Raw genomic sequence first — 26,218 nt, 5'->3', positions numbered from 1 at the left:
TCGGCATGAAATCGCTGTCCGACGACATGATCCCGAACCCGTCGACGCGGCCGCCGAACAGGAGGTCCATCGCGTCGATCGTCATCTTCATGTCGGTCGCGTTCTTGCCCTTGGTCAGGTCGAACTGCTGCTGCGGCTCGATGCCGTAACGGTGAAGCTTGTCGACCCAGTTTTTCAGCGCCTGTTTGCGCCAGTTCCCATAGGCGCGGCGGATATTCACATTGCCGAGCTCGGCGAGCACGGTCAGTACCGGATCGATGCCCTGATGCGAGGCGTTGTCGGCGTCGATCAGCAGGGCGATATTGGCGTTGTGGCGATCATGGTCGTTGGGCATGGGTTTGTCTCGCTATAGTCAGGCCGTGCGCGCGACGCGGGCCTGTTCGAAGGTTTCGGTTATGCTGTCCGCCGGCGCGCGGCCGAACAGGCTGACGAGGATCGCGACGAGGCCGCAGACAAGAAAGCCCGGTACGATCTCGTAGATCAGGGAGGAAAGCGTCGCCCCGTCGGCCAATACCGGCGCGTATATCCAGAAAAGGACCGTCGCCGCGCCGGCGATCATTCCGGCGAGCGCGCCGTTGCGCGTCATCCGGTTCCAGGTGAGGCTCAGCAGCACGATCGGGCCGAACGCCGCGCCGAAACCGGCCCAGGCATTGCTGACCAGGCCGAGCACATTGCTGTTCGGATTGTAGGCCAGCGCGATCGCCACCAGGCTGACCGCGACGACCGACAGCCGCCCGATCGTCACGAGCTCCTTCTGCCCGGCCTCCTTGCGCAGGAAGATCGCGTAGAAGTCCTCGGTCAGCGAGCTGGACGAGACCAGCAGCTGGGAGGAGATGGTGCTCATGATCGCGGCGAGGATCGCGGCGAGCAGGAAACCGGCGATCAATGGATGGAACATGATCTGCGAAAGCAGGATGAAAATGGTTTCCGGATCGTCCACCGCGAGTCCGTTCTGCGTCGCCCAGGCGAGGCCGATCAGGCCGGTGGACAGTGCGCCGATCAGGGTGACGCCCATCCAGGTCATGCCGATATTGCGCGCCCGGGGCACATCGGCGACGCTGCGGATCGCCATGAAACGGACGATGATGTGGGGCTGGCCGAAATAGCCGAGGCCCCAGGCCATGGCCGATATGATGCCGATCGCGGTCATCCCGCCGAACAGGTCGAGCAGCCCGGGATCGATGCCGGTGAGCGTCGTCTGGAGGCCTCCCATGCCGCCGATCTCGGTCAGCGCCACGACCGGCACGAGGACCAGCGCGACGAACATGATGCAGCCCTGGACGAAATCGGTCAGGCTGACCGCCAGGAACCCGCCGAACAATGTGTAGACGACGACCACGCCCGCTGTGATCCACAGGCCCAGCGCATAGTCGGCGCCGAACGCGCTTTCGAACAGCTTGCCGCCCGCGACGACGCCGCTCGACGTATAGAGGGTGAAGAAGACGACGATGACGATCGAGGAGATCACGCGCAGCATGCGCGAGCGGTCTTCGAAGCGCTTTTCGAAATAGTCCGGAATGGTAATCGCATCTTCGGCGATCTGCGTATGGACGCGCAGGCGCGGGGCGACGACGATCCAGTTGACGAGCGCTCCGATGAACAGGCCGATCGCGATCCAGCTCGCGCTGAGCCCGGAAACGTACATGGCGCCCGGCAATCCGAGCAGCATCCAGCCCGACATGTCGGACGCCCCGGCGGACAGAGACGCGACCGCCGGGCTCAGCTTGCGCCCGCCGAGCATGTAGCCGGCCACGTCGTCGGTGGAGGTTCGCCAGGCGTAGAGCCCGATGCCGAGCATGAGGATGAAATAGAGGGCGAGGGAGATCAGTTGGCCGGTTTGCATCGGAATCCCTTAGCAGCAGGGCGGCGGTTGGCTAGGGGCGGATCGAATGTCAGGCCGGCCGGAAGGCGCCGCTCTCGTCGTCCATGACATGGAGTTCGCCGTCGGCGATCGCAAACCAGCAGCCATGGAGCTTGAGGCTGCCCTCGGCCTCCCGCTCGGCGACATAAGGGAAAGTGCGCAGATTCTGGAGGCTGATCCGGATCGCCTCATGTTCGAGCTCGCGCTGCGCGTCCAGCGCCGGATCGGCGGCCGCCCGCTCGACGATGCGGTCGCGGCCCTGCTTGATGATCGTCATCCAGTCGTCGATGAAGCTGGGGCCCCGGATGCCGCGGTCTTCGTCCCGGAGCGAGGCGGTGATGCCGCCGCATTTGCCATGACCCATCACGACGACATGGCGGACCTTGAGATCGACGACGGCAAACTCGATCGCCGCCGACGCGCCGTGCAGGCGCTGGTCGGGCTGATAGGGCGGCACGAGATTGGCGACGTTGCGGAGCGCAAACATCTGGCCGGGCACGGTATCGAAAATCGTCGCGGGATCGACGCGGCTGTCGCAGCAGCTGATCACCATCACCGGGGGATGCTGGCCGTCATGGTCGAGATTGTCGTAGCGCCGTTTCTGCGCGGCATAGTCGCCGGCGCGGAACCGGTAATAACCGTCGACGAGTGCGCCGAACTCCGGCATCAGAACCGGTCCCCGCGCACGACCTGGACGTCGGAAACGGTCAGGAGCAGGCTGTGGCTGTCGAGCTTGGGCGCGAGCAGATCGACCAGCGCCGACGCCTTTTCCTCCGAAGCGATGGTCAGGAAGATCACCTTGTTCTCGGCCCCCGATATCCGGTCGTTGCGCCAGCTGCCGTGCCGGCCCGCGCCGGACTGGACCGGGATCAGCGAATAGCCGGCGATGCCGACATCGGCTGCCGCGCGGACCGGAACCTGGGCGAGCGGCTTGTCGACAAGGATTTCGATACGCTTGCGGGTGACGGTTTCGACCATGACTATCCTATCGCCTGCGCGAGTGCTGCGAACAAGGGAATGCCCAATATGATGTTGAAAGGGAAGGTCACGCCGAGCGACATCGAGAGATAGAGTCCCGGATCGGCTTCGGGCAGCGCCATGCGCATGGCCGCCGGCACCGCGATATAGGAGGCGCTTCCCGCCAAAACGCCGAGTGCCGCAGCCGAACCGACATCGAGGCCGATCACCGTGCCGAGGACGGTGCCGATTGTCCCGTTGACAATGGGAAAGAGGATGCCGAGCGTAGTCAGCCGTATCGTCATTGCCCTGGCTTCGACCAGACGCCGCGCGGCAACCAGTCCCATATCGAGCAGGAAGAAGCAAAGAACGCCCGTAAACGGTATCTGGAAGAGCGGCGCGATGGGTTCGAATCCTGTCGGCCCGGCGATCAATCCGATGAAGAAGCAGCCCATCAGCAAGACGACAGAAGCGTTCAGCAGCACTTCGTGCATCAATCCGCCGCCGTTCCCGTTGTTGTGGTCGCGTTCCTGACCGCGCCGGGCCAGCATCAGCCCGCTGATGATCGCCGGCGTTTCCATCAGTGCGAGCACGGCGACCATGTAACCGGCGGGCCCCATCGACTGGCCGGTGAATATTTCCGACGCGGTCACGAAGGTCACGACGCTGACCGAGCCGTAGTGCGCAGAGACTGCGCCGGCATTGATGCGGTCGAGCTTGCCGAAGCCGGTCAGCAGGGCATAGGCGAAATAGGGTATCAGGAAGGAAAGGGCGAGGCCGGCCGCGGCGGCCAGCGCCAGGTCCGGCGTGAAACCCGACTCCGAAACCGCGACGCCGCCTTTCAGGCCGATCGCCGCCATCAGGTATAGCGACAGGCCTTTCGCGATCGCCTCGGGAATGGCGAGGTCGGATCGGGCGAACGCCGCCAGCATGCCGAGGATGAAGAACAGGATGACCGGCGAAGTCAGCGTTGCGATCACGATGTCCATGGGGTCTTGGCCTATTTCAGGGTGGGCCCTGCATCAAGCCAATGTATCAACAGCGATCGATCGGCCGCCCCGATCGATATTCATTGGCGGTTCAGCGACTTGCGAGAAAATCGAGCAGGTCAGGGGAGAGTCGCGATGAAAAATATCCGAGCATCGACGGTCGCGGTAGCCTTGGGCGCGACCGCGTTGGCCGGTTGCGTGAGTGGCCGCCCCTTCGCGAACGCGCATCCGGTTCGGGTTGTGACCGCCCCGGAGGGCGCGACGGTCACCAGCGAATATGGCGATAGCTGCGTCACGCCGTGCAACATCTACCTGCCGACCGCTTCGGGCGGTCTCCTGGAGGTCGCGCTCAACGGATACCAGACCGAGTCCGTCTATGTCGGCAGCGTGCTGGACCCTGCGCGGGTTGCGCGGGCCCGCGCCTCCGAAGCGGCGTGGACGCTGATCGATCCCGATCCGGTCGATATCGGACTGGACGTCCTCCTGTCGATCATGGATTTCCGGGGCCGCTACGCCGAGCTCAGCGATTATGACGTCAGCCTGCAACTGGTGCGCGCCATCGTGGACTATGCCGATAGCGGCGACGCGGATGCCGGAGAATCCGGTGTTCGAGAAGGTGTCGTCTATCGCCTGTCGGACGAGGAGATTGCGGAGATCGTCGACGGCCGGCCGAGGCGACCCCCCGTCATGACCGCCAGCCTGCCGTTCGGTCCGGCCGGCGAGTAATTCTGGAAATCGCCGCGATCCGTCGCTATCTCCGGCGCATGGATAAAGCGACTCTGCAAACCGCCGCATCGGCACCGGTCAAACGGGCACGCAAACCGGACTGGATTCGCGTGAAAGCCCCGATGGGGGAAACGTTCAACGAAACGCGCAAATTGATGCGCGAACTGAACCTCAACACGGTGTGCGAGGAAGCGGCCTGCCCCAATATCGGCGAATGCTGGTCGAAGAAGCATGCGACGGTGATGATTCTCGGCGATGTCTGCACGCGGGCCTGCGCCTTCTGCAACGTAAAGACCGGGATGCCCGGAGCGGTCGATCCGCTCGAACCGCAGCATACCGCCGATGCCGCCGCCAAGCTCGGGCTCGAACATATCGTCGTGACCTCGGTGGATCGCGACGATCTGCCCGACGGCGGTGCGAGCCAGTTCGTCAAGGTCATCGAGGCGTTGCGGAAAACCACGCCGGAAACGACGATCGAGATACTGACGCCCGATTTTCGCAACAAGTCGGAAGCTGCGGTCGAGGCGATCGTCGCGGCGCGGCCGGACGTTTACAACCACAATCTGGAAACGGTGCCGCGGCTCTACCCCACCATCCGTCCGGGTGCGCGCTATTACGCCTCGCTCCGGCTGCTCGAACAGGTGAAACGCCACGATCCGTCGATCTTCACCAAGTCCGGCGTCATGCTCGGCCTCGGCGAGGAGCGCATGGAAGTGCATCAGGTGATGGACGACATGCGTTCGGCGGGCGTCGATTTCCTGACGATGGGCCAGTATCTCCAGCCGACGCCGAAACATGCGAAGGTCATCGATTTCGTCAGCCCGCAGGCCTTCGACGCCTATGCCGGGATTGCGCGGGCCAAGGGCTTCCTGCTCGTCGCTTCCAGCCCGTTGACCCGGTCAAGCTATCATGCCGGCGACGATTTCGAGAAGCTGCGCGCGGCGCGCGAGACCCAATTGGCCAAGGCCTGACGCCCTATCGATGCCGCGACACAGCGAAACCCGCCACGTACCCTATACGGCCGAACAGATGTTCGACCTCGTGGCGGATGTCGGGCGCTACCAGGAATTCCTGCCCTGGGTGGTCGCCACCCGGATCAGATCGAACAGCGAGACCGCGATGGTCGCCGACCTCGTCGTCGGGTTCAAGTCGCTGCGCGAGACCTTCACGTCGAAGGTCAACAAGGAACGGCACCGCCGGATCGCCGTCGACTATCTCGATGGCCCGCTCAAATATCTGCACAATGAATGGGGCTTCGAACCCAGCGACAGGGGCGGCTGCCTGATCGAATTCTGCGTCGACTTCGCCTTTCGCAGCCGGGTGTTCGAAAGCCTGGCCGGCCAGGTGTTCGATCGCGCGCTCCGCAAGATGACGGACAGCTTCGAGGCGCGGGCCGGCGCGCTCTACGGCGATGGCGCGCGCAGCGTTTCCGGGAGCAGCAGTCCCAGCGCCCATAGCGCGGCCTGAAGGCGGATCGCCGCCCGTCCACGGTCGGGAAACAGTTTCTCACCGGTATCCGCCTGGTCGGGGTCGCCGCCGCGCAACGCCCGCCCGAACATGACGGTGCCGACCGGCTTCTTTTCGGTTCCGCCGCCGGGCCCAGCAACGCCGGTGATCGAGACGGCGATGTCGGCGCCGCTGCGTTCGAGCGCGCCCAGTGCCATCGCCCAGGCGACGGCGGGCGATACCGCTCCGAACGTTTCGAGGATACCGTCATGGACGCCCAGCAATGCCGTCTTGGCACCGTTGGCATAGGTTACGAGACTGGCCTCGAAGACATCGGAGGAGCCCGGTATTTCCGTCAGCGCGGCGCCGACCAGCCCGCCGGTACAGCTTTCCGCGAGCGCGATCCGACGCCCAGCGGCGCGGTTGGCGTCGATGACCGAACGGGCCTTCTCCACCAGTTCGTCCGGCAGCAGATATCCCGAACCGCTCACGGTCAGCCTTGCGCTGCGCCGCAGATCGAAAACGGGCCGGGATCGTCATCCTCGTCGTCGCGGCCGCCGATCTCGATCAGCAGCGTCAGCAGGCTGGAAAAGTTTCGCGAGGGCAGGGGTTCGAGAGCCGTGAAGACCCGATCCGCGATCGGGCAGCTTTCGGCGTCCATCGCGTCTGCCATGGCCACGGCGATGCCCATCTCGAAAATGCCGAGCACCAGCTCGCCGCCGGATTCCGCGTCGAACGGCGGGGTATCGTCTTCGCCCTCATCGAGAATCCGCAATGCGAGGCCGGCCGCTTCCGGCCGGGCCGCTTCCGCGGCCGGTGTATAGCGTTCGCCAAGGGCCTCGCTGCGGGCGATCAGCCCGGCATTGGCCGGCAGGTGTGCTTCGCATTGTTCGCTGACATTGTCGATCAGGCTGGGCAGCATCGCCTGGATCATCGTTTCCGCCTCGGCATTCGTCAGACAGGCCGGCTGCGCGGTGGCCTGTGCCGACAAACCGAGCAATGCCGCCCCGGCGGCCAGTTTCCTCAATCGCATATCATCCTCCCCTGTCTCCGAGCGTGGCGACGGCCTGGGCGGCGATTCCCTCGCCGCGTCCGGTGAAGCCTAGTTTCTCGGTCGTTGTGGCCTTCACGCTGACAGATTTTTCCGGGATCGCAAGAATTTCCGCGATCCGCGCGCGCATCGCGGCGCGGTGCGGACCGATCCGCGGCGCTTCGCAAATCAGCGTCACGTCGACATGATGGATGGCGGCGTTTCGTTTCGCGGTGAGATCGCGGGCATGTGCGAGGAAGCGATGCGAGGGCGCGCCCTTCCATTGCGGATCGCCGGGCGGAAAATGGTCGCCGATATCGCCTTCGCCGAGCGCCCCGAGAATGGCGTCGGTCAGCGCGTGGAGCCCGACATCCGCGTCGGAATGGCCGGCGAGCGCCCGGTCATGGGGAATTTCGACGCCGCACAGCCAGACATGATCGCCCTCGGCAAAGGCATGGACGTCGTAACCGAGGCCGGTGCGGACGGTTGCGGTGGAGGGCGCTGACAGGTCGGACGGCATCGCGAAATCCTCGGCAAAGGTGATTTTCTTGAGGACGGGATCCCCCTCGACCAATGCCACCGAATGGCCGGCGGCACGGGCGATGGCGGCATCGTCGGTCGCGGGCCGGTCGCCGGCCCAGTTCCGGTGGGCCGCGAGGATCGTCTCGAAGCGAAAGGCTTGCGGGGTCTGGATCGTCACGAATTCGGAGCGGTCGACGCTGGCACCGTCGATGCGTGCAAGGCTGTCGATCACGGGCAGGGCGGGGATCGCGCCGATGTCCCCGCCGAGCGCGTCGACCAGCCGGTCGATCACGGGTTCGGGCGTGAAGGGCCGGGCGGCGTCGTGGATCAATACGATATCGGCGCCCCCGGATGCGGCGATCGCCTCGAGCCCGTTCCGCACCGAATCCTGCCGCGACGCGCCGCCGATGATCGGAGGGGGCAGGTCGCGCGGGCCGATCGCCTGTCGATAGGCCTGGTCCTGGCCGTCGCCGATCACCACCCGGATGTCGTCGATGGCGGGATGCGCGGCCAGCGCGTCGATGGCGTGGGCGAGCACGGTTCGGCCCCGAAAAACCCGATACTGTTTCGGAATGTCGCCGCCAGCCCGTTCGCCTTTTCCGGCGGCGACGATCAACGCGACGATATGGGCTCGATCCGACATCGCCATCGCCTTAGCCGAGCCCCGGCTTGCTCGCCAACGCCTTTGTCACTAGATGCGCGCCAGAAACGAAACGCATTATGACGAACCTTGCTCCCATCTCCGTCGGTCCGCTGACGATCGACATGCCCGTGATTCTCGCGCCGATGACCGGCGTGACGGACCGGCCGTTCCGACGTCTCGTCCGGCGTTACGGCTCGGGACTCAACGTCACCGAGATGATCGCGAGCCAGGCGGCGATCCGCGAAACCCGCCAGTCGATCCAGAAGGCGGCCTGGGACCCGATCGAGGATCCGGTGTCGATGCAGCTGGTCGGTTGCGACCCGGAATCCATGGGCGAAGCCGCGAAGCTCAACGCGCAACGCGGGGCGGCGATCATCGACATCAATTTCGGATGCCCGGTGCGCAAGGTGGTTAACGGCTATGCCGGATCGGCACTGATGCGGGAGATTCCGCTGGCGACGAAGCTGATGGAGGCGACGGTCAAGGCCGTCGACGTGCCGGTCACCGTGAAAATGCGCACGGGCTGGGATGACCGGAGCCGAAATGCGCCGGAACTGGCGAAGATCGCCGAGGATCTGGGCGTCAAGATGATCACCGTGCACGGCCGCACCCGCTGCCAGATGTACAAGGGCCATGCCGACTGGGAATTCGTGTCCGAGGTCCGGAAGGCGGTCTCGATCCCGGTTATCGTGAACGGCGATGTCTGTTCGATCGAAGACGCCGAAGAGGCGCTGCGCCAGTCGGGCGCCGACGGCGTGATGGTCGGTCGCGGCGCCTATGGGAAACCGTGGCTGCTGAGCCAGATGATGCACTGGTTCGCGACCGGCGAACGGCGGCCCGATCCTTCGCTCGACGAACAGTATCGCGTGATCGACGCCCATTACCGGGACATGCTCGATCATTATGGCGTCGATGTCGGGGTCAAGGTCGCCCGCAAGCATATCGGTTGGTACACGAAGGGCCTCCCGGGCTCGGCCGAATTCCGGAACCGCGCCAACCAGGAAGACGATCCCGAACAGGTGCTGCAGATGCTCGCCGATTTCTTCGGGCCCGCGTTCGAACGCGCCGCCGCCTGACGCTCCGGATGGTCGATTTGCGACGGGCCGTCCGATCAGAGCGCCGTGAAACGCCCGCATGTCTGGAAAACTGTGTTTTCTATGCAACGCGACTGTGTTAGCCGTGCAACGATGACGACAGACGCGGTTTCCGGCGAATTGGCAGGCAGCGAAAACGGCTTGGACGGGCTGCGCCGCAAGAGCTGGTTCATGCCGTCGATCGAGCTGATCACGCTGGGCGTCTTCCTCTCGATGGTCGCTCTCAGCTATTTCATCCTGACACGCCAGGGATCGGACGAACTGTTCCTGACCCCGTTCCTCACCGCGTTGTTGCTGGTGGCGCTGCTCGTCCCGGCGATGTTCCTGATGGTGCTGATCGCGCGGCGGATCGCGCAGCGCCGCGCCGCCCGGTCACCGATCGGCGGGAAGGGGCGGCTGCATGTCCGCCTCGTCGCGCTGTTCTCCGGCATCGCGGCGGTGCCGACGCTGCTGGTCGTGATCTTCGCCTCCCTGCTGTTCCAATATGGCGTCGAGTTCTGGTTTTCCGAGCGCGCGCGCGACACGCTCGAAAATGCCGGTAGCCTCGCCCAGGACTTCTATCTCGAGAGCCTTGAGGAGGTCGAAGCGGAAACGCGGACCATGGCAGCCGATCTTGCGCCGCTGGTCGCTGGATCCTCGTTCGAATCGCCCGAATTCGTCGAGAATTTCGCGTTTCAGGTATATGCGCGCGAGCTTTCCGACGCGGCGATCTTCACGGTGGGCGAGGGGGGCGAGGTGCGAACCGTGGCGCTCGTCAATCCCGACAACAGTTCGATGGAATCGCGGCTGACGGCCTCGTTGCTCGCAACGCTCGACGCCGAACGCCAGTCGGCGGTCAACGATGCTGGCGACCGTTTCGAGGCGCTTGCGCGGTTCGGCGACGAATCGCCTTATCTTATCTACGCCTCGCGCGCGTCCGATCCGCAGATGCAGCTGCAGACCGAACGGGCTCAGGCGATCCTCAACGATTATGACGAGCTGATCGATCGCGGCCAGGTGATGCAGCTGCGTTTCAATGCCGCGCTGCTGGTCATTTCGCTGCTGATCGTCGCGGCCGCGATCTGGATCGCGTTGACGGTGGCGGACAGGCTGGTCAGGCCGGTCGGCGCGCTGGTCCAGGCGGCCCGCAAGGTGGCCGATGGCGATCTCTCGACACGGGTACCCGAAGCGGGCGCCCGTGACGAAATCGGCACGCTGGCCAACGCCTTCAACGGCATGACCGGCCGGCTCGAGGAGCAGACCGGCGCGCTCGTATTGGCCAACGACCAGCTCGACAGCCGCCGCGCCTTCATCGAAGCGGTGCTGTCGAGCGTCACGGCCGGCGTGGTTTCCGTCGACAGCGAACGGCGGGTCCGGCTGATCAACCGTTCGGCGGCCGAAATGATGGAAGTCGAGCAGCATGCCGTGATGGAGAAATGCCTGAAGGATATCGCGCCCGAGCTCGACCGGTTGCTCGACGGCCGGGACCGCGAGAAGGTCATCCAGATGACGAGCGGCGGCGAGCCGCGCACGCTGGCGGTGACCCTGGTCGAGGATCAGGGCGGCCATGTGCTGACGTTCGACGACATCACGCAGCAGCTGCTCGACCAGCGCCGCGCCGCCTGGTCGGACGTCGCCCGGCGCATCGCGCACGAGATCAAGAACCCGCTGACCCCGATCCAGCTAGCGGCCGAGCGGTTGCAGCGGCGGTTCGGCGATGCGGCCGATCCCGATAGCGGTGTTTTCGCCAAGCTGACGGGGACGATCGTCCGTCAGGTCGGCGATCTCCGGCGGATGGTCGACGAATTTTCCTCCTTTGCGCGCATGCCGAAACCCGTTTTCCGGGAGGAATCGATTGTCGACATCGCGCGCCAGGCCGTCTTCCTGCACGAAGTCGCGCATCCCGAGATCGCGTTCGAACAGGATGTCGTCGAGGATATTCCGCCGCTCGTCTGCGACCGTCGCCAGCTCGGCCAGGCGCTGACGAATGTGGTCAAGAACGCCGTCGAGGCGGTCGAGCAGAAGCACGGCGAGGGCGAAGCCGGGGGATCGATAAAACTGACGGTTGCGCGGAACGCCGGCCGGATCGTCGTCGACGTCGAAGACAATGGGGTCGGTCTGCCTGCAGAACGCGAACGGCTCACCGAACCCTATATGACGACCCGGGAAAGCGGGACGGGTCTGGGCCTCGCGATCGTCAAGAAGATCGTCGAGGAGCATTTCGGCACCGTCGCCTTCGCGGATCGCAAGGAAGGCGGCACGCGGGTGCGGATCGCGTTCGACATCGAAGCGCTGGCGCCGCTCAAGGATTCGACGGCCGGCGATGCCGAGGGGGACGATCGCCTGTTTCAGTTAACGCGTAACAATGAGGAGGCATCCTGATGTCACTCGATATTCTCGTCGTCGACGACGAAGCCGATATCTGCGAACTCGTCGCCGGCGTTCTCGAAGACGAAGGCTATGAGGCGCGGACGGCGCGCAGCAGCGACGAGGCGATCGCCGCGCTCGAGGAACGCCGTCCCTCGCTCGTCCTGCTCGATGTCTGGCTGCAGGGCTCCAAGCTCGATGGGCTCGATCTGCTCGAAGAGATCAAGCGGCGCGATCCGAGCCTGCCCGTGCTGATGATTTCAGGTCATGGCAATCTCGATACCGCGGTCGCGGCCATCCGGCGGGGCGCGGTCGATTTCATCGAAAAGCCTTTCGAGGCCGCGCGCCTCCTCCATCTCATCGCGCGCGCCACCGAAACCGATCGGCTGCGCCGCGAGAATGAATCGCTCAAGGCCCGGGTCGGCGAAGAGGACGAACTCACCGGCAATTCGAGCGCGATCAACAGCGTTCGCGCGACCCTGAAGCGGGTGGCGGGCACGGGAAGCCGGGTCCTGATCACCGGTCCGGCAGGCGTCGGCAAGGAAGTCGCGGCGCGGCTGTTGCACGGCTGGAGCGGACGGGCGGAGGCGCCGTTCGTCGTCGTCAGCGCCGCGCGCATGACGACCGAACGGGTCGAGGAAGAGCTGTTCGGCACCGAGGACGATAGCGGTCCGCGCCCGGGCCTGCTCGAACAGGCGCATGGCGGCACGCTGTTCCTCGACGAGATCGGCGACATGCCGCTGGCGGCACAGGGCCGTATCCTGCGCGTGCTGACCGATCAGCGGTTCAATCGCATCGGCGGTCAGCGTCTCGTAAATGTCGATGTCCGCGTGATTTCGGCCACCGCGCGCGATCTGGAGACCGAAATCGCCGAAGGCCGGTTTCGCGAGGACCTGTTCTACCGGCTGAACGTCGTCCCGGTACACCTGCCGCCGCTGGCCGAGCGGCGCGAGGATATTCCGCCGCTGGTCGAACATTTCGCGGCACGCTACGCGGCCGAACGGCGGGTGCCCAACCCCGAAATTTCGGACGAGGCGATCGCCGCGATGCAGGCCTATGAATGGCCGGGCAATGTCCGCCAGCTGCGCAATATCGTCGAGCGCACGATCATCCTCGCGCCGGGCGACCGGATCGCACGGATCGACGTCGACATGCTGCCGGCCGAGATCCTGGAAGACCAGATGCAGATTGCGCCGGACAAGGGCGCGCGGGCGATCATGGGCACGCCGCTGCGGGAAGCGCGCGAGACGTTCGAGCGCGAATATCTGCGCGTCCAGATCCGCCGTTTTTCGGGAAATATCTCCCGTACCGCGACCTTTATCGGAATGGAGCGCTCGGCGCTGCATCGCAAGCTGAAGACCCTAGGCCTCAACGAGAACAAGAAAAACAACAACTGATTGAAGTCGGGCATCGCCCCACCTACATTTCGGGAAGAGGCGGGTCGCCGCCTTGTCGAACAGACGTCGAAAAACGATGCCCAGCGGGCCACGACCCGCCAAGAACCGGAGGCCGAAAATGGCTGAAAAGGTCAATATACTTCAGGACCTGTTTCTCAACACGCTGCGCAAGACAAAAACGCCCGTCACGATGTTTCTCGTCAAGGGCGTGAAGCTTCAGGGCGTCATCACCTGGTTTGACAATTTTTCGGTGCTGCTGCGCCGCGACGGCCAGTCGCAGCTCGTCTACAAGCATGCGATCTCGACGATCATGCCCGGCGGGCCGATGGACATGACCGAGATCGAAGACGCATTCGCCGAAGAAAAGCGCGGCAAGCTGCTGCAGGAGATATTCCTGAACGCGGTGAAGCGCGAGCGCGATCCGGTGACCATGTTTCTCGTCAACGGCGTGATGCTGCAAGGCGAGGTCGCCGCGTTCGACCTGTTCTGCCTGCTGCTCAACCGCGACGGCCAGTCTCAGCTCGTCTACAAGCACGCGATTTCGACGATCCAGCCGGCCAATCCCATCGATCTCGGCAGCGCCGACCCCGACGCCCAATCCTGAGTCTTCGGCCTTGAGCGTTTTTGATCGCGACGAACTGGACGGCTTGCGGCGCGGCGATCGCGCGCTGATCGTCTTCCCCGATTTCGGGCGCGATGAAAGCCGCGACAGTGATGCGCGGCTCGACGAGGCGGCGGGCCTCGCCGAGGCGATCGGTATCGAGGTCGCGAGGAAAATCGCGGTGAAGCTGCGTCAGGCGCGGCCGGCTACGTTGTTCGGCAAGGGTCAGGTCGAAAACCTCGCCGTGGAAACGCGGCTCGTCGAGGCGGATCTGGCGATCATCGACACCGCGCTGACTCCCGTTCAGCAAAAGAACCTCGAAGATGAACTCAAGGTCAAGGTCATCGACCGGACCGGGCTCATTCTCGAAATATTCGGCGAGCGTGCGGCGACCGCGGAAGGGCGTTTACAGGTCGAGCTCGCGCATCTCGACTATCAGGCCGGGCGGCTCGTCAGGAGCTGGACCCACCTCGAGCGCCAGCGCGGCGGCTTCGGCTTTCTCGGCGGTCCGGGCGAGACCCAGATCGAGGCCGACCGGCGGATGATCCGCGACCGGATGGCGAAGCTGCGCCGCGAACTCGAACAGGTTCGCCGGACGCGCGGCCTGCACCGGGCGCGCCGGCAGAAGGCGCCCTGGCCGGTTATCGCGCTGGTCGGCTATACGAATGCCGGAAAGTCGACGCTTTTCAATAGGATGACGGGTGGTGACGTCATGGCGGCGGATCTGCTGTTCGCCACGCTCGACCCGACGATGCGCGAGATAACGCTGCCCGGGCTCGACAAGGCGATCCTGTCCGACACGGTGGGTTTCGTCTCGGATCTGCCGACCCAGCTGGTTGCGGCATTCCGCGCGACTCTGGAGGAGGTCAATGCGGCGGATCTCATCGTCCATGTGCGCGACGTCTCGCATCCCGACAGCGAGGCGCAGAGCGCCGACGTCGAAACGGTTCTGAAGGAGATCGGCGCGATCGACGGGGAGGGGAGTGCCCCGCTGATCGAGGCGTGGAACAAGATCGACGCGCTCGACGATGCGGCGCGCGACCAGTTGCGCAACGCGGCGGACCGGCGCGCTGACGTGATCGCGCTATCGGCGTTGACCGGGGAGGGGATCGAGGACCTCCGGCTCCTGATCGCCGAACGGCTCGATCGCGGCAGCGCGGTCCATGATGTCCGTCTCCGGCTGTCCGACGGCGAAAATCTGGCGTGGCTGCACCGCAACGGCAGCGTTCTGGACCAGCATGTCGACGGGGAAATCATGCACGTTTCCGTCAAACTGTCGGCTATCGACTGGGACCGTTTTCAGGACCGGGTAGAGGCGGGCTAGGCTTCCCCGCGCTTCGCGGCCGTCCAGAGCCGCTCCATCTCGTCGAGCGAAAGACCGGAAAAGCCGGGGCCGGCCTGCTTCTCCATGGCGCGGAAACGCCGCTCGAACTTGGCGTTCGCGGCGCGCAGCGCGGTTTCGGGGTCGATACCGAGATGACGCGCCCAGTTGACCACCGCGAACAGCAAATCTCCAATTTCTTCAGCGCGTTGTGCGTCGTTCTTCGCACATTCGGCTTCGGAAAGTTCTTCGTCGATCTTGGCCCTTGGGCCGGACGCATCCGGCCAGTCGAATCCGGTGCGCGCCGCGCGCTTCTGCAGTTTTTCAGCACGCAACAGCGCGGGGAGGGCCGTCGCGACCCCGTCCAGGGCACTGTTTCCGCCTTTTTCGGCCCGCTCCGCTTCCTTGATCGCCTCCCAGCCGGGCCCCGCATCGCCATCGTCGGCTTCAGGACCGAACACATGCGGGTTCCGGCGCACCATCTTGTCGGAGATCCCGTCGAGCACGTCGGACAGCGCAAAATGGCCGGCTTCCTCGGCCATGCGGGCATGGAACACGACTTGGAGCTGCAAATCGCCGAGTTCGTCCTTGAGCGCCGCCATATCGTCGCGCCCGATCGCATCGGCGACCTCATAGGCTTCCTCGATCGTGTAGGGTGCGATCGAGCCGAAATCCTGCTCGACATCCCAAGGGCAGCCGGTTTCCGGATCGCGCAGCCGTTCCATGATCGCCGCGAGCCGCGAAATCCGGTCGCCGAGGCGGTCTTCCGGCCGAGAGGGGCACGTCACGTCCATCGATCTTTAATCCCGATAATATACATTATGTTAAATTATAGGCGGTTTCGGGGCTCTTGCCCTTCCGGTCCGTTCTAGATGCAAAACGCGCCCCGGCCAATGACCGGCCGATGCGGTACACCGCGACGTACCTCACGGATTTCACGGCTCGAGGATGAGCCAGTCGCCTTCGACGCTCCAGCCGGACAGCGACGAAAGAAAGTTCATGCCCAGCACATTGGTGCCGCCAAACTCTTCCGCGATCACGACCGGCATGTCGTCGCGGCGGATCGTCCCGACGATCAGCGTCTCGGCCGTCGCCCGATCGGCCGAAATCGCGCCATTGGCGGTATTCAGGATCATCGGAAAGCCGCCGCCCGGTTCGACGCCCGAACGGGTCGCCGCGCCGACCGACAGCGCGGTCACCGTCGCGCCGCTATCGACCAGAAACCGCTCCTCATTGCCGTTGATCCGCACATTCACCCAGAAATGCCCGTCGGCCGATTTACGGATCCGCAGCGTCTCCCCGTCGGCAACCGTTTCCGGCGGGTCGATTTCGTACCAGATTCTCTGCCCGAACGCTTTGATATCGTTGCGAAACGCGTAGATGGTGAGGCCGATCGCGAAGATCGCGATCCAGCCCACGGCCATCTTGGCGGCCTGGCCGAGCGGAATTCGCCGACTGGCCAGCGCGCTGACGACGATCACCAGCATGACGACCGCCCAGACGAGGCTGATGCCCTGCCCGTCGCTCATCCCAAATCCACCTCCATGCCGTCATAACCGGGCTCGACACCGGACGGTAGCTCGTTGCACAGCGTCCGATAGTCCATCGAATGGTCCATATGGGTCAGTATCGCGCGTTTGGGGCGGGCCTTGTCAATCCATTCGAGGGTCTGCGCGAGATGCGGATGCGTCGGATGCTCCCGCCGGCGCAGGGCGTCGACGACCCAGACATCGACCCCTTCCACGCATTCGAAGGCCTTGGCCGGCAGGCCGGTGAAATCGGTCGTATAGGCGATGCTCCTGCCCCCATGATCGAAGCGCAGGGCGGCCGACGTGATCGTGCCGTGCGGCATGTCCGCCGCCGTGACGGTCATGCTCCCGAGCATCACCCGGTCCGTCAGCGCGAGGCCATGCGCATAGGAGGGGTAAGGACCGTTTCCCTTGAACGCGAAGTCGAACCGTTGCTGCAGCTCCCGCAGGGTGCGGGGCCGCGCCAGGCACGGTATGGGGCCGCCCAGCGCAAAATAGAGCTGCCGCAGTTCGTCGATGCCATGGCAATGGTCGGCATGCTCATGGGTCCAGATCACATGATCCACGCGTTTGACCTTCGCATCGAGCATCTGCTGGCGCAGGTCCGGCCCGGTATCGACAAGGATGGTGTGATTGTCGGCCGAAACCAGAATCGACGATCGCATCCGCCGGTTCTTCGGTTCGTCCGGGTCGCAGGCGCCCCAGTCATTGCCGATCCTCGGAACGCCCGACGAGGTGCCGCAGCCGAGAATGCGGACCTTCACGCGGCGGTCTTGTCGAACAATGTATGGAAGTTGCGCGTCGTATAGGCGGCGAGTTCTTCGACCGTTTCGCCGCGCAAGTCGGCGAGAAAAGCCGCCGTGTCCGCAACGAAGGCCGGCTCGCAGGTCTTGCCGCGATTCGGGACGGGAGCGAGAAACGGCGAATCCGTCTCGATCAGCAGTCGGTCGGCCGGCAATTTGGCCGCCGTCGCCTGCAGATCTTTCGCATTCTTGAACGTCACGATGCCCGACATCGAGATGTAGAAGCCCAGATCGAGTGCGATGTCCGCGAAATCCTGGCTGGCCGTGAAACAGTGGATGACGCCGCGATATGGCCCTCTCGCCATTTCGTCGGTGAGGATTTCCGCCGTGTCGTCTTCCGCATCGCGCGTGTGGACGATGAGCGGCAGGTCCGTTTCGCGGGACGCGGCGATATGGGCGCGAAAGCTCGCCTTTTGGCGCTCGCGGTCCGAATGCTCGTAATAATAGTCGAGGCCCGTCTCGCCGATCGCCACGACGCGCGCATAATCGGCCCTGGCCACGAGCTTGGCGGTATCGATATCGGGATGGGCGTCGGCTTCGTGCGGGTGGATGCCGACAGAAGCCCAGATATCGTCAGCTTTTTCCGCGGTTCCGATGATCGCGTCCCATTCGCGTTCGCGCGTCGAGATGTTGAGCATGGCGGACACGCCGCGCGCGCGCGCCGCCGCGATCACGTCATCCTGACGCTCGACCAGACCTTCGTAGTTCAGATGGCAATGACTATCGACGAACATGGCGTCGAGATAGGGCTTCGCGGCCTAGCTGTCACCCTGCCCCTCGGGCAATTCCAGCCGCGGAAAGACCCCCTGGGGCGCGGGCAGGTCGAGACCCGGCTTGAGCGGGTGGCCGAGCGCCGCGAAGTCGCGCGCCTCCTCCGGCTGGGCCAGCTGGTCGAGCAACGCATCGGACGATGCGGGGATCGCCCAGCGCGCCAGGATGGCGAGCTGGCGCACCGCTTCGGCGCAGCGATAGAGAATCGTCCCCGCGCGCGCCGGATCGGTCTTGCGCACGGACCAGGGCTGTTCCTCCGAAATATAGAGATTGGCGTCCCCCGCTCCGCGCCAGATCGCCTCCAGCGCCTGATGGATTGCGAATTCTTCCATCGCCGCGGCGGCCTGTTTGGGGATCGCGTCGAACGTCGCCATCAACGCGCAATCCGTATCGGTCGGGTTGCAGGGTTCCGGAACTTTCCCGTCGTAATTCTTGGCGATCATGGACAGCGTGCGCTGCGCCAGATTGCCGAGATCGTTGGCGAGATCGGCGTTGCAGCGATTGACGATGGCTTCGGCCGAATAGCTGCCGTCCTGTCCGAAACTGACCTCGCGGAGCAGGAAATAGCGGACCGAATCCACGCCGAACGTTTCGGCGAGCTCGATCGGATCCGTCACATTGCCCAGCGATTTGGATTCCTTCTGCCCGCGATTGAGCAGGAACCCATGGCCGAAAACGCGCGACGGCAGCGGCAGGTCGGCGCTCATCAGGAACGCCGGCCAATAGACGGTGTGAAAGCGGACGATATCCTTGCCGATGATATGGACGCTTTCGGCCCCCTCGCCCCAATAGCGGGCGTACAGCCCGTCTTCGTCCGGGAAATCGAGGCCTGTCAGATAGTTGGTCAGCGCGTCGAGCCAGACATACATGACATGATCGTCATGCCCGGGCACTTTCACGCCCCAGTCGAAGCTGGTGCGCGAGATACTCAGATCCCGCAGCCCGCCTTCGACGAACCGGGCGATTTCGTTCCGGCGGCTGTCGGGCTTCAGGAACTCAGGACGGTTTTCGTACAATTCGAGGAGCTTGTCCTGGTAATTTGAGAGTCTGAAGAACCAGCTCTCCTCGACGGTCCACTCGACCGGCGTGCCCTGGGGCGAGAGCTTTTCGTCCACCTCCCCGTCGATCAGTTCCTTTTCGTCATAATAGGCTTCGTCGCGGACCGAATACCATCCCTCGTAACGATCGAGATACAGGTCGCCCCTGGCCTCCATCCGCCGCCAGATCTCCTGTGCCGCGCGGTGGTTCGCCTCTTCGGTTGTCCGGATAAAACGATCATATTGAATATTAAGAACTTTGCCCATATCGATGAAATATTGGGTCATTTCATCGGCGAAGTCGCGGATGTCCATGCCGCGTTCGCGCGCCGTCTTGACCATCTTCAGGCCGTGTTCGTCGACCCCGGTCTGGAAACGGACGTCGCGGCCGGCGAGCCGGTGGAAGCGGGCGATCGCGTCGGTCGCGACCGCTTCATAGGCATGGCCGATATGCGGCCGCCCATTGGGGTAGCTGATCGCGGTGGTGATGTAGAAAGGCTTGGATTCAGGCGTCATGCCGGGGTTCATGCAGCGAAGCGAGCAGTCCGGCAAGCGCGAAAACGGTGGTCTGGGGGTCGAGCGACAGGCGTTGCGCCCCGCCGGCCAGCGAGCGGGCCTCTTCCCAGGCCGATACCGCCTTTTGGAGCGCGCTGCCCTTCAAGGTCCGCGCATGGGCAGCAATCGCCGCCGGCGCGCGGTCCAGAAAGGCCTCGTAGCGGGGCTGGGCGTTTTTGAGGCCGAGGCTTTGCGCCAAGGTCGCGCGAGCGCCGTTACCCGGATCCCCTCTCGCGATCAGCGTGCGGATGGTTTCATCGAGAGCCGCGATATCGAGTCCGGCATAGTGCAGCGCCTGGCCCGGGGCGCCGTTGCCGATCCGGACGAGCGCCGCGCGTTCCTCCGCGTCGAGATCGGGCGCGGCCTGGAGGATGGCTGACGCCATGGCGTCATCCGAAAGCCTTGAAAATCTGAGCATCCTGCAACGCGAGCGGATCGTCGGCAGCACCCGGCCCGGGCTGTGGCAGACGAGCAGGAACACGCAATTGGACGGCGGTTCCTCGAGATTTTTGAGCAGTGCATTGGCCGCCGGCCGCTCGAGATCGTCGACCGCGTCGATGACGACCGCCCGCCAGTCCGACATCGAGGGCGTCGTCGCGAATAGCGACTGGATCCCGCGGACCTGGTCGACCGTGATGTTGCGCGCCAGCTCGTCGGGCTTGCGGTCGCGCGGCAGCCGCGCCAGGCGGCGCAGGTCGGGATGGCTGCCCGCTTCGATCAGCTGCGCCGTGGGATGGCTGTCTGAGACGGCAAGCCCCTCCCCAAGTCCTTCCGGCCGGGCGGCCTGCGCCAGCACGTGCCGCGCCGCCATGTCGGCGAACAGCGCCTTGCCGACGCCCTTGGGCCCTGCCAGCAGCCAGGCGTGGTGCAATTTGCCGCTGTCCAGCGCGTCGCGGAAAGCGTCAACAGCGGTGTCGTGGCCAAAAAGTCTCATAGCAACCGCGTCTCTACCGCCGATCGGATCGCGCCCGCCACCTGTTCGATGCTTTTGGTGCCGTCGACCACTGCGAAGCGCACCGGTTCTCTCGCCGCGAAACCGTCAAAAGCCGCAGCCACAGCGCGGTGAAAAGAGAAATCCCGATTCGTGAACCGGTCGGTCTCCAGCCCATCGCGGGCGATCGCCCGGCGCGTGCCCGTATCCGTGTCGGTTCGCAGCAATATGGTGAGATCGGGCCATGTGTCGCCGATCGCCGTTTCATTGATCGACCGCACCACATCCACGCCGAGCTTTCCGGCCGCCCCCTGATAGGCGAGCGTTGAATCCACGAACCGGTCGCACACCACCCATTGTCCGGCGGCGAGCGCCGGCCGGATGAGCGTTTCGACATGATCGGCGCGCGCTGCCGCGAACAGATGGGCCTCGGCCGTCGGGGTAAAAGGCGTATCGCCGTCCAGCAACAACGCGCGGATTGCATCGGCTCCCGGCGTTCCGCCCGGTTCCCGGGTTTCGATAGTCTCGAAACCCCGGTCCTGGAGCCAAGACGTCAACAACCGCGCTTGTGTCGATTTTCCGGCGCCCTCGCCGCCTTCGAGCGTTATGAACCTGCCGCGCACGCGCCCCTATCCAAGGCCGAGCAGCGATTTGAGGCCGGCCCAGACCCGTCCGAAAAAGCCCCGCTCTCCGACCGCCTGCTCGGCAACCAGCGGCAACCGCTGAGCGGGCATGTCGGGCGTTTCCACCACAAGGTCGGCGATATGCTGACCTTCGGCGATCGGCGCGCGGATCGGCCCTTCGTAGACGATCTTGACCTGCCGTTCGGAGGCAAGGCCCGCGGGAATGGTCACAGCGAGATCGCGCGGGGCCACCAGCCCGACTTCGCTTGCGCTGCCGCCCTGTACTCGCGCCGTCCCGACGCGTCCGCCGCTCGACACGAGCTGAAGCGACCGCCAGGCGTTGAAGCCCCATTCCATGAAGCGGGTCGCTTCGCTGATCCGCCCGCGATAGGAATCGAGGCCGGCCACCACCATGACGAGGCGCCGGCCATCCTGCATCGCGGAGCCGGTAAAGCCGTAACCGGCTTCCTCGGTGTGGCCGGTCTTGAGCCCGTCCGCGCCGTCCACATTGCCGATCAGCGGATTCCGGTTGGGTTGGGTGATGGGCTGGCCGCTCATCGTTTCGCCCCAGGTGAATTCGCGGCGGCCGTAGAACTGGCTGTAATATTCCGGATAGCGGCGGATCGTCGCGATCGCGAGCCGCGCGAGATCGCGCGCCGATACATAACTGCGGCCCTCGTCGGGCCAGCCCGTGCTGTTGCCGAAACGGCTGTTCTCGAGGCCCAGCTCTTCCGCCTTGCGGTTCATCAGCGCGGCGAAAGCGGTTTCCGTTCCCGACAGGCATTCGGCGAGCACGACGCTGGCGTCGTTGCCCGATACCGTGACGACCCCGTACAGGAGGTTCTCGATGCTGACCCGCTCGCCGGGCGAGAGGAACATCGTCGATCCCGCGCTTGGGCCGTGCCATTGCCGCCATGTATCCGGCCGCACCGTGCATTCCTGGTCCAGGCTGATCTCGCCCTCGTCCAGCAAATCGAACGCGACATGGGCCGTCATCATCTTGGCCATCGATGCGGGCGGCATCCGCCGGTCGGCATCGCGCGCGAACAATACGGCACCCGAACTCATGTCGATCAGATAGGCGATGGGCGCATCGCCGTCATACCGCGGACGTTCGGCATGGCCGGGCGCCACCATCGCGGTCAGCGCTATGGCGAGAAGAACGGAAGCCTTTCTCATGTCTCTCTTTCTTGTCTGCCCCGTTATCGTGCGGGATCGCGAAAAATGCGGGCGTCGCCGAAACCGGCCGATCGCGCCTGCGACAACGCCTGATTGGCCGCGGTCTGAGTCGGATAGGGACCGAGCCTGACCCGGCGGATGGAGCCGGCCGAGACGATGCGCACCGTGCCGAGACGCTCGGCGCGACTGGCCAGCCGCTGGGCGTTGGCGGCGTTGGAAAACGCGCCGAGCTGAACGTAATAATCGCCGGCCGCGGCGGCGGGCGGCGCGGACTGCACGGGCCGGGATTGCGGTTCCTCCTCGACCTGCCAGTTCACGCCTGCTGTCGAAGGACCGGCGTTTCCGCCCGAAGCCGTAGAAGTTGCCGTCCGGCCGGTCGCCGCCGGCGCATCGGGGGACGGCGTCGCCTGCGGGATGATGCCGCCGCCGCGCTCGAACTGCGCGCGCAGGGCCTCGAGCAGCTGCGGAGACGTCTGCAGACGCGGCTGGGCGGGCTGGCCCGCACGCAATCGCGCGCGGTCGCTTTCGACGGGCTGTACGCGGCGCACGCGCACCGGCGCCGTTCCCTGTTCCTCGATACCCAGCTGCCGCGCCGCGCCGACCGAGAGGTCGATGATCCGGTCGTCGGCGAACGGTCCGCGATCGTTGACGCGGACCAATATGGTGCGCCCGGTTTGCAGCGCCGTCACCTCGACATAGGACGGCAACGGCAGGGTCCGGTGCGCGGCGCTGATCCCTGAGGGGCGGAAGCGTTCGCCATTGGCGGTCGGCCGGCCTGAAAGCTCGGCGCCATAATAGGATGCAAGCCCCACCTCGTCATAATGCGACGGATCGGCGGGCGTATAGGTGCGGCCGTTGATGGTATAGGGCGGACCGATCTGGACCGGCGCGTCGGACACGGCCGCCCCGTAGACAGCGCCGTCTCCGCCGGCCGACGCCGGCGGCAGCTCGCGGCCCCCGCTGCTGCATGCGGCGAGCACGGCCAGCGCTGCCAGGAGCGTCCATCGCTTCCTATCGAACAATTGCATCGGCCAATAACCCTACCGACAACGCATAGAAATTCGAACAATTATAGTCGAGTATCACGCGATAATTGTTGGTGAGAAGATAGGCCGTGGCGCCGGGACCGTCCGGCTCGAGCAGCGTCGCCATCATGCCGTCGTCCGGCCAGACGCCGTTTTGCGGGCGAATGCCGAGTTCGCGCCATTCGGCCATCGACATCCAGCGGCTGTGACGTTCATGGACTCGCGGGCAGCGCGTCGGCGTCGTGCGGTTGGCGACGGCGTCGCGGTTGAGCGAGGACGGCACGTTCACCGCGATTCCCCACGGCTCGCCGGCGCGCCATCCGGCATTGCTCAGATAGTTTTCGATCGACGCGAGCGCATCGGCCTCGCTGCGCCAGATCTCTGCCCGGCCGTCCCCGTCTCCGTCGACCGCCAGGCGCAGATAGACGCTGGGCAGAAATTGCGGATAGCCGAACGCGCCGGCCCAGCTGCCCACGAGCCGGTCGCGCGGCACGCCGCGATCGATCATCTTCATCGCCGCGATGAACTCGCCGGCGAACAGCTCGCGGCGACGGCCCTCATAGGCCAGCGTCGCGAGCGAGCGCGGCAGGTCGAAATTGCCCGTGATGCGGCCGTAATTCGTCTCATGCCCGTAGATCGCGATGGCAATCTTGCCGGGAACCCCGGTGCGCTGCTCGATTTCCCTGAGCTGGTCGCGCACCCGGCGATATGTCGCCCGCCCGGCGTCGATCCGCGTCGGATTGACGTGGCGTGCCTGGTAGGGGGCGAAGGGCGGGATCGGCGAATCGAAACTGCCGCCGGGCTGGTTGCGGTCGAGCGCGATGACCCGCGGATTGTAGCTCAGTGTCGGAATGATCCGGTCGAGCGTTTCGGGCCGCACGCCCTCCGCGATCGCTTCGGCCCGCAACTGCTCCATATAGGCCCGGAAGCCGGCATCGGTCTGGGCCGGCGCGGTGCCGGCGGCGCCGAACGCGAGGACGGCGGCCATCAACGCTAGAATTCTGGTAAGGTGACGCATTTACTACCCTTTCTCCGCCTTCCTGCCATAGCGGCGGGGTCAAGGGAAAGCTTTTCGTCGTATCGCTTGCACGCAAGGGCGTTTGCAGGATAAGCGCGCTTGCGAAGCGGACAGGTGGCCGAGTGGTTTAAGGCACTGGTCTTGAAAACCAGCGTGGGTTTGCGCTCACCGTGGGTTCGAATCCCACCCTGTCCGCCACCAGCCCGACGCGTTTACTCGCCCTTTTCGGCCTGATCCGCGCCGGCGACGAGATCGGCGGCGAACTTGCGGGCCATGTCCGGAGTCAACAGCACCTGAAGGCCGTCGGGAACATTGGCCGGCTGGTCCGAATCTTCCCTGAAATAGAGCATGCGCAACAGGACATGTCCGGGCGCGGTCGCCGATTCATATCCGTGGAAACGGAGCATTTTGAAATTGCCGTCTTCGTCAGTGTCCCAATCGTCCACATCGCTCTCCTGTTCGGTGGCGTGCACCGTCACATTCCCCTTGGCCGTTGCACAAGGGGATCGCCGTCTGTCCTGCTCGAAAAAGCGTGAAAAACGCTTAGCTCTTCTTGAGCGTAAGCCCGCCGAAACGCTTGTTGAAGCGGTCGATCCGCCCACCGGTGTCGATCAGGTTGCGGCTGCCGCCGGTCCAGGCCGGGTGCGATTTCGGGTCCACGTCGAGGTTCAGCGTATCGCCTTCCGCGCCCCAGGTGGAGCGGGTCTGGAACTCGGTGCCATCGGTCATCTTGACCGTGATCATGTGGTAGTCGGGATGAATGTCGGTTTTCATGGCTTTGGCTTTCTTCGTGGCTGGTTACCGACCAGCCGGTACAAGCGAAGGCGCGCATCTAGCCATTGAGGCGGCGCTTGACAAGGGCTTGCGGCGGGGCGTAGCGGCGGAAGTTGGCAAAGGTGCCGCGCATCGGCGCGGTGAAAAGGGAAACCGGCGGAAATCCGGTGCTGTGCCCGCAACTGTAAGCGGAAAAGCCGTCCCATTGCGCCACTGAACCGTACCGGTTCGGGAAGGCGGGGACATCAAAGGCGATCGATCCGCGAGCCAGGAGACCTGCCTTTGCGTCGTCCGACCCCCGGCCGGGACCAGCCGGAGCGACGGGAAGCCGCGTCAGCGCTTCCTTCGTGGCGACATGGCCGGGGAGGATGCGCAGTTGGCGGACGTACGCCGCAGCAAGACGAAGGCCGCGCGGAGGCCCCTGCCCGCGCTCGCCGCGCTGTGGCTGGGCCTCTGGCTCTGCCTCGCCGGCACCGCCCAGGCCGCGCCGGGCCGCGTGGTGTCGGTCAATATGTGCACCGACGAACTGCTGCTGCTGCTCGCCCGGCCCGACCAGATCGCCTCGGTCACCCATCTCGCGCGCGACCCGCACGAATTTCCCTTCTGGCGCACCGCCCGGCGCTATCCGGCGAATGACGGCAGCGTCGTGTCGGTCGCCGGCCATCGGCCCGACCTGATCCTGACGATGGGCGGCGTCGCGCGGGACCGGGCGCGGCTCGCCGACCGGATCGGGGCCGAACTGATCGCGCTTCCCTATCCCCAGACGATCGCCGATATCGAGAATGCGGTCCGCACGGTTGCCGCGGCGCTGGGCCGCCAAGAACGCGGCCGGCGGATCGTCGCCGCCATCCGACGCTTCGCCGCCGAGCACCCCGCGGCGCTGCGCGAAGTCACCTTTCTCAGCGACAGCGGCTACAGCCTCGCCGAGCAAAGCCTCGGCGCCCAATGGCTCGCACTGGCTGGGGCGCGGCTGCCGGCGGGCCAGGGCGTGCGCGTCGCCGCCGAGACGCTGCTGCTCGACCCGCCCGAAACGGTGATCC

Annotated in this window: 29 protein-coding genes, 1 tRNA gene and 1 riboswitch; of the genes, 10 read left to right on the top strand and 20 right to left on the bottom strand. The window is 65.1% G+C overall.

Annotation, left to right across the window (positions count from 1 at the left end):
* The 5 genes from ACTS1X_RS09080 to ACTS1X_RS09060 all read right to left on the bottom strand — a co-directional run.
* On the bottom strand, positions 1-334 hold a 334-nt coding region (locus ACTS1X_RS09080), incomplete at its 3' end, for an NYN domain-containing protein (protein WP_442614067.1).
* Between the two features lie 18 nt (positions 335-352).
* Positions 353-1,843, bottom strand: coding sequence for a sodium/proline symporter PutP (gene putP, locus ACTS1X_RS09075; RefSeq protein WP_442614066.1), 1,491 nt, complete (start codon positions 1,841-1,843; stop codon positions 353-355).
* A gap of 49 nt (positions 1,844-1,892) precedes the next feature.
* Positions 1,893-2,528 (bottom strand): carbonic anhydrase, encoded by a 636-nt coding sequence (locus ACTS1X_RS09070; RefSeq protein WP_442614065.1) that lies wholly within the window; start codon positions 2,526-2,528, stop codon positions 1,893-1,895.
* Entirely contained in the window at positions 2,528-2,839 is a 312-nt protein-coding gene (locus ACTS1X_RS09065; protein ID WP_442614064.1) for a P-II family nitrogen regulator, read from the bottom strand. The genes ACTS1X_RS09070 and ACTS1X_RS09065 overlap by 1 nt, the downstream gene beginning before the upstream one ends.
* Before the next feature lie 2 nt (positions 2,840-2,841).
* Positions 2,842-3,807: a sodium-dependent bicarbonate transport family permease gene (locus ACTS1X_RS09060; RefSeq protein WP_442614063.1), complete on the bottom strand. Its 966-nt coding sequence runs from the start codon at positions 3,805-3,807 to the stop codon at positions 2,842-2,844.
* A 135-nt stretch (positions 3,808-3,942) separates the two neighbouring features.
* Here ACTS1X_RS09060 and ACTS1X_RS09055 point away from each other — a divergent pair, with 135 nt between their 5' ends.
* From ACTS1X_RS09055 to ACTS1X_RS09045, 3 genes are read left to right on the top strand one after another with little or no spacing between them, the layout of a single operon-like run.
* On the top strand, positions 3,943-4,533 hold the full coding sequence (locus ACTS1X_RS09055) for a hypothetical protein (RefSeq protein WP_442614062.1): 591 nt from the start codon (positions 3,943-3,945) through the stop codon (positions 4,531-4,533).
* Between the two features lie 38 nt (positions 4,534-4,571).
* Positions 4,572-5,504, top strand: coding sequence for a lipoyl synthase (lipA, locus tag ACTS1X_RS09050; RefSeq protein ID WP_442614061.1), 933 nt, complete (start codon positions 4,572-4,574; stop codon positions 5,502-5,504).
* A 10-nt stretch (positions 5,505-5,514) separates the two neighbouring features.
* The gene (locus ACTS1X_RS09045; protein ID WP_442614060.1) at positions 5,515-6,000 is read left to right on the top strand and encodes a type II toxin-antitoxin system RatA family toxin; all 486 of its coding nucleotides are present in this window, start codon (positions 5,515-5,517) and stop codon (positions 5,998-6,000) included.
* Here the strand turns inward: ACTS1X_RS09045 and ACTS1X_RS09040 are convergent.
* The 3 genes from ACTS1X_RS09040 to ACTS1X_RS09030 are packed head-to-tail and all read right to left on the bottom strand — an operon-like array spanning position 5,937 to position 8,174.
* The gene (locus tag ACTS1X_RS09040) at positions 5,937-6,470 is read right to left on the bottom strand and encodes a CinA family protein (RefSeq protein WP_442614059.1); all 534 of its coding nucleotides are present in this window, start codon (positions 6,468-6,470) and stop codon (positions 5,937-5,939) included. The genes ACTS1X_RS09045 and ACTS1X_RS09040 overlap by 64 nt on opposite strands.
* A gap of 2 nt (positions 6,471-6,472) precedes the next feature.
* Positions 6,473-7,012 (bottom strand): hypothetical protein, encoded by a 540-nt coding sequence (locus tag ACTS1X_RS09035; RefSeq protein ID WP_442614058.1) that lies wholly within the window; start codon positions 7,010-7,012, stop codon positions 6,473-6,475.
* Between the two features lies 1 nt (position 7,013).
* Positions 7,014-8,174, bottom strand: coding sequence for a bifunctional 2-C-methyl-D-erythritol 4-phosphate cytidylyltransferase/2-C-methyl-D-erythritol 2,4-cyclodiphosphate synthase (locus tag ACTS1X_RS09030; protein ID WP_442614057.1), 1,161 nt, complete (start codon positions 8,172-8,174; stop codon positions 7,014-7,016).
* 77 nt (positions 8,175-8,251) lie between these two features.
* Here ACTS1X_RS09030 and dusB point away from each other — a divergent pair, with 77 nt between their 5' ends.
* From dusB to hflX, 5 genes are all read left to right on the top strand, one after another.
* Positions 8,252-9,250, top strand: a complete 999-nt coding sequence (dusB, locus tag ACTS1X_RS09025; RefSeq protein WP_442614056.1) for a tRNA dihydrouridine synthase DusB — start codon at positions 8,252-8,254, stop codon at positions 9,248-9,250.
* 111 nt (positions 9,251-9,361) lie between these two features.
* Positions 9,362-11,629 carry a sensor histidine kinase gene (locus ACTS1X_RS09020; protein ID WP_442614055.1) on the top strand — a complete coding sequence of 756 codons (2,268 nt, stop codon included), beginning with the start codon at positions 9,362-9,364 and terminating at the stop codon, positions 11,627-11,629.
* Complete coding sequence (ntrX, locus tag ACTS1X_RS09015) at positions 11,629-13,011, top strand: nitrogen assimilation response regulator NtrX (RefSeq protein ID WP_442614054.1); 1,383 nt, start codon at positions 11,629-11,631, stop codon at positions 13,009-13,011. Before ACTS1X_RS09020 ends, ntrX begins: the two co-directional genes overlap by 1 nt.
* Before the next feature lie 76 nt (positions 13,012-13,087).
* Complete coding sequence (hfq, locus tag ACTS1X_RS09010) at positions 13,088-13,615, top strand: RNA chaperone Hfq (RefSeq protein WP_442614053.1); 528 nt, start codon at positions 13,088-13,090, stop codon at positions 13,613-13,615.
* Between the two features lie 10 nt (positions 13,616-13,625).
* Positions 13,626-14,936 carry a GTPase HflX gene (gene hflX / locus ACTS1X_RS09005; RefSeq protein WP_442614052.1) on the top strand — a complete coding sequence of 437 codons (1,311 nt, stop codon included), beginning with the start codon at positions 13,626-13,628 and terminating at the stop codon, positions 14,934-14,936.
* Here the strand turns inward: hflX and mazG are convergent.
* The 10 genes from mazG to ACTS1X_RS08955 form a co-directional block, all read right to left on the bottom strand.
* Entirely contained in the window at positions 14,933-15,721 is a 789-nt protein-coding gene (gene mazG, locus ACTS1X_RS09000) for a nucleoside triphosphate pyrophosphohydrolase (RefSeq protein ID WP_442614051.1), read from the bottom strand. The two genes, hflX and mazG, sit on opposite strands and share 4 nt — an antisense overlap.
* A gap of 147 nt (positions 15,722-15,868) precedes the next feature.
* Positions 15,869-16,462: a TIGR02281 family clan AA aspartic protease gene (locus ACTS1X_RS08995; RefSeq protein ID WP_442614050.1), complete on the bottom strand. Its 594-nt coding sequence runs from the start codon at positions 16,460-16,462 to the stop codon at positions 15,869-15,871.
* Complete coding sequence (locus ACTS1X_RS08990) at positions 16,459-17,226, bottom strand: MBL fold metallo-hydrolase (protein WP_442614049.1); 768 nt, start codon at positions 17,224-17,226, stop codon at positions 16,459-16,461. The genes ACTS1X_RS08995 and ACTS1X_RS08990 overlap by 4 nt, the downstream gene beginning before the upstream one ends.
* Positions 17,223-17,999 carry a TatD family hydrolase gene (locus ACTS1X_RS08985; RefSeq protein WP_442614048.1) on the bottom strand — a complete coding sequence of 259 codons (777 nt, stop codon included), beginning with the start codon at positions 17,997-17,999 and terminating at the stop codon, positions 17,223-17,225. Before ACTS1X_RS08985 ends, ACTS1X_RS08990 begins: the two co-directional genes overlap by 4 nt.
* Before the next feature lie 24 nt (positions 18,000-18,023).
* Positions 18,024-19,589 (bottom strand): methionine--tRNA ligase, encoded by a 1,566-nt coding sequence (gene metG / locus ACTS1X_RS08980; RefSeq protein WP_442614047.1) that lies wholly within the window; start codon positions 19,587-19,589, stop codon positions 18,024-18,026.
* Positions 19,579-20,562 (bottom strand): DNA polymerase III subunit delta', encoded by a 984-nt coding sequence (locus tag ACTS1X_RS08975; RefSeq protein WP_442614046.1) that lies wholly within the window; start codon positions 20,560-20,562, stop codon positions 19,579-19,581. Before ACTS1X_RS08975 ends, metG begins: the two co-directional genes overlap by 11 nt.
* On the bottom strand, positions 20,559-21,182 hold the full coding sequence (tmk, locus tag ACTS1X_RS08970; RefSeq protein WP_442614045.1) for a dTMP kinase: 624 nt from the start codon (positions 21,180-21,182) through the stop codon (positions 20,559-20,561). The genes ACTS1X_RS08975 and tmk overlap by 4 nt, the downstream gene beginning before the upstream one ends.
* Positions 21,183-21,188: 6 nt before the next feature.
* On the bottom strand, positions 21,189-22,361 hold the full coding sequence (locus ACTS1X_RS08965; RefSeq protein ID WP_442614044.1) for a D-alanyl-D-alanine carboxypeptidase family protein: 1,173 nt from the start codon (positions 22,359-22,361) through the stop codon (positions 21,189-21,191).
* Between the two features lie 23 nt (positions 22,362-22,384).
* Positions 22,385-23,389 carry a septal ring lytic transglycosylase RlpA family protein gene (locus ACTS1X_RS08960; RefSeq protein WP_442614043.1) on the bottom strand — a complete coding sequence of 335 codons (1,005 nt, stop codon included), beginning with the start codon at positions 23,387-23,389 and terminating at the stop codon, positions 22,385-22,387.
* Positions 23,373-24,374, bottom strand: coding sequence for a lytic murein transglycosylase (locus tag ACTS1X_RS08955; RefSeq protein ID WP_442614042.1), 1,002 nt, complete (start codon positions 24,372-24,374; stop codon positions 23,373-23,375). The genes ACTS1X_RS08960 and ACTS1X_RS08955 overlap by 17 nt, the downstream gene beginning before the upstream one ends.
* Positions 24,375-24,512: 138 nt before the next feature.
* On the opposite strand from ACTS1X_RS08955, the gene ACTS1X_RS08950 reads away from it, so the two are divergent.
* Positions 24,513-24,602, top strand: a tRNA-Ser gene (locus ACTS1X_RS08950).
* Between the two features lie 14 nt (positions 24,603-24,616).
* Here ACTS1X_RS08950 and ACTS1X_RS08945 read toward each other — a convergent pair.
* Entirely contained in the window at positions 24,617-24,883 is a 267-nt protein-coding gene (locus ACTS1X_RS08945; RefSeq protein WP_442614041.1) for a hypothetical protein, read from the bottom strand.
* A 64-nt stretch (positions 24,884-24,947) separates the two neighbouring features.
* Positions 24,948-25,178, bottom strand: a complete 231-nt coding sequence (gene rpmE / locus ACTS1X_RS08940) for a 50S ribosomal protein L31 (RefSeq protein WP_442614040.1) — start codon at positions 25,176-25,178, stop codon at positions 24,948-24,950.
* Positions 25,179-25,281: 103 nt separating this feature from the next.
* Positions 25,282-25,476: riboswitch (cobalamin riboswitch) on the top strand.
* A gap of 78 nt (positions 25,477-25,554) precedes the next feature.
* Between rpmE and ACTS1X_RS08935 the strand changes: the two genes are divergently transcribed.
* Positions 25,555-26,218: ABC transporter substrate-binding protein (locus ACTS1X_RS08935; protein ID WP_442614039.1), on the top strand; the 664-nt coding region annotated here is incomplete at its 3' end.

It is taken from the genome of Parasphingopyxis sp. (genome assembly GCF_052168275.1).
GTDB lineage: Bacteria > Pseudomonadota > Alphaproteobacteria > Sphingomonadales > Sphingomonadaceae > Parasphingopyxis.
The sequence above is the reverse complement of the archived record's forward strand: the minus strand, read 5'-3'. Positions and strand labels throughout refer to the sequence as shown.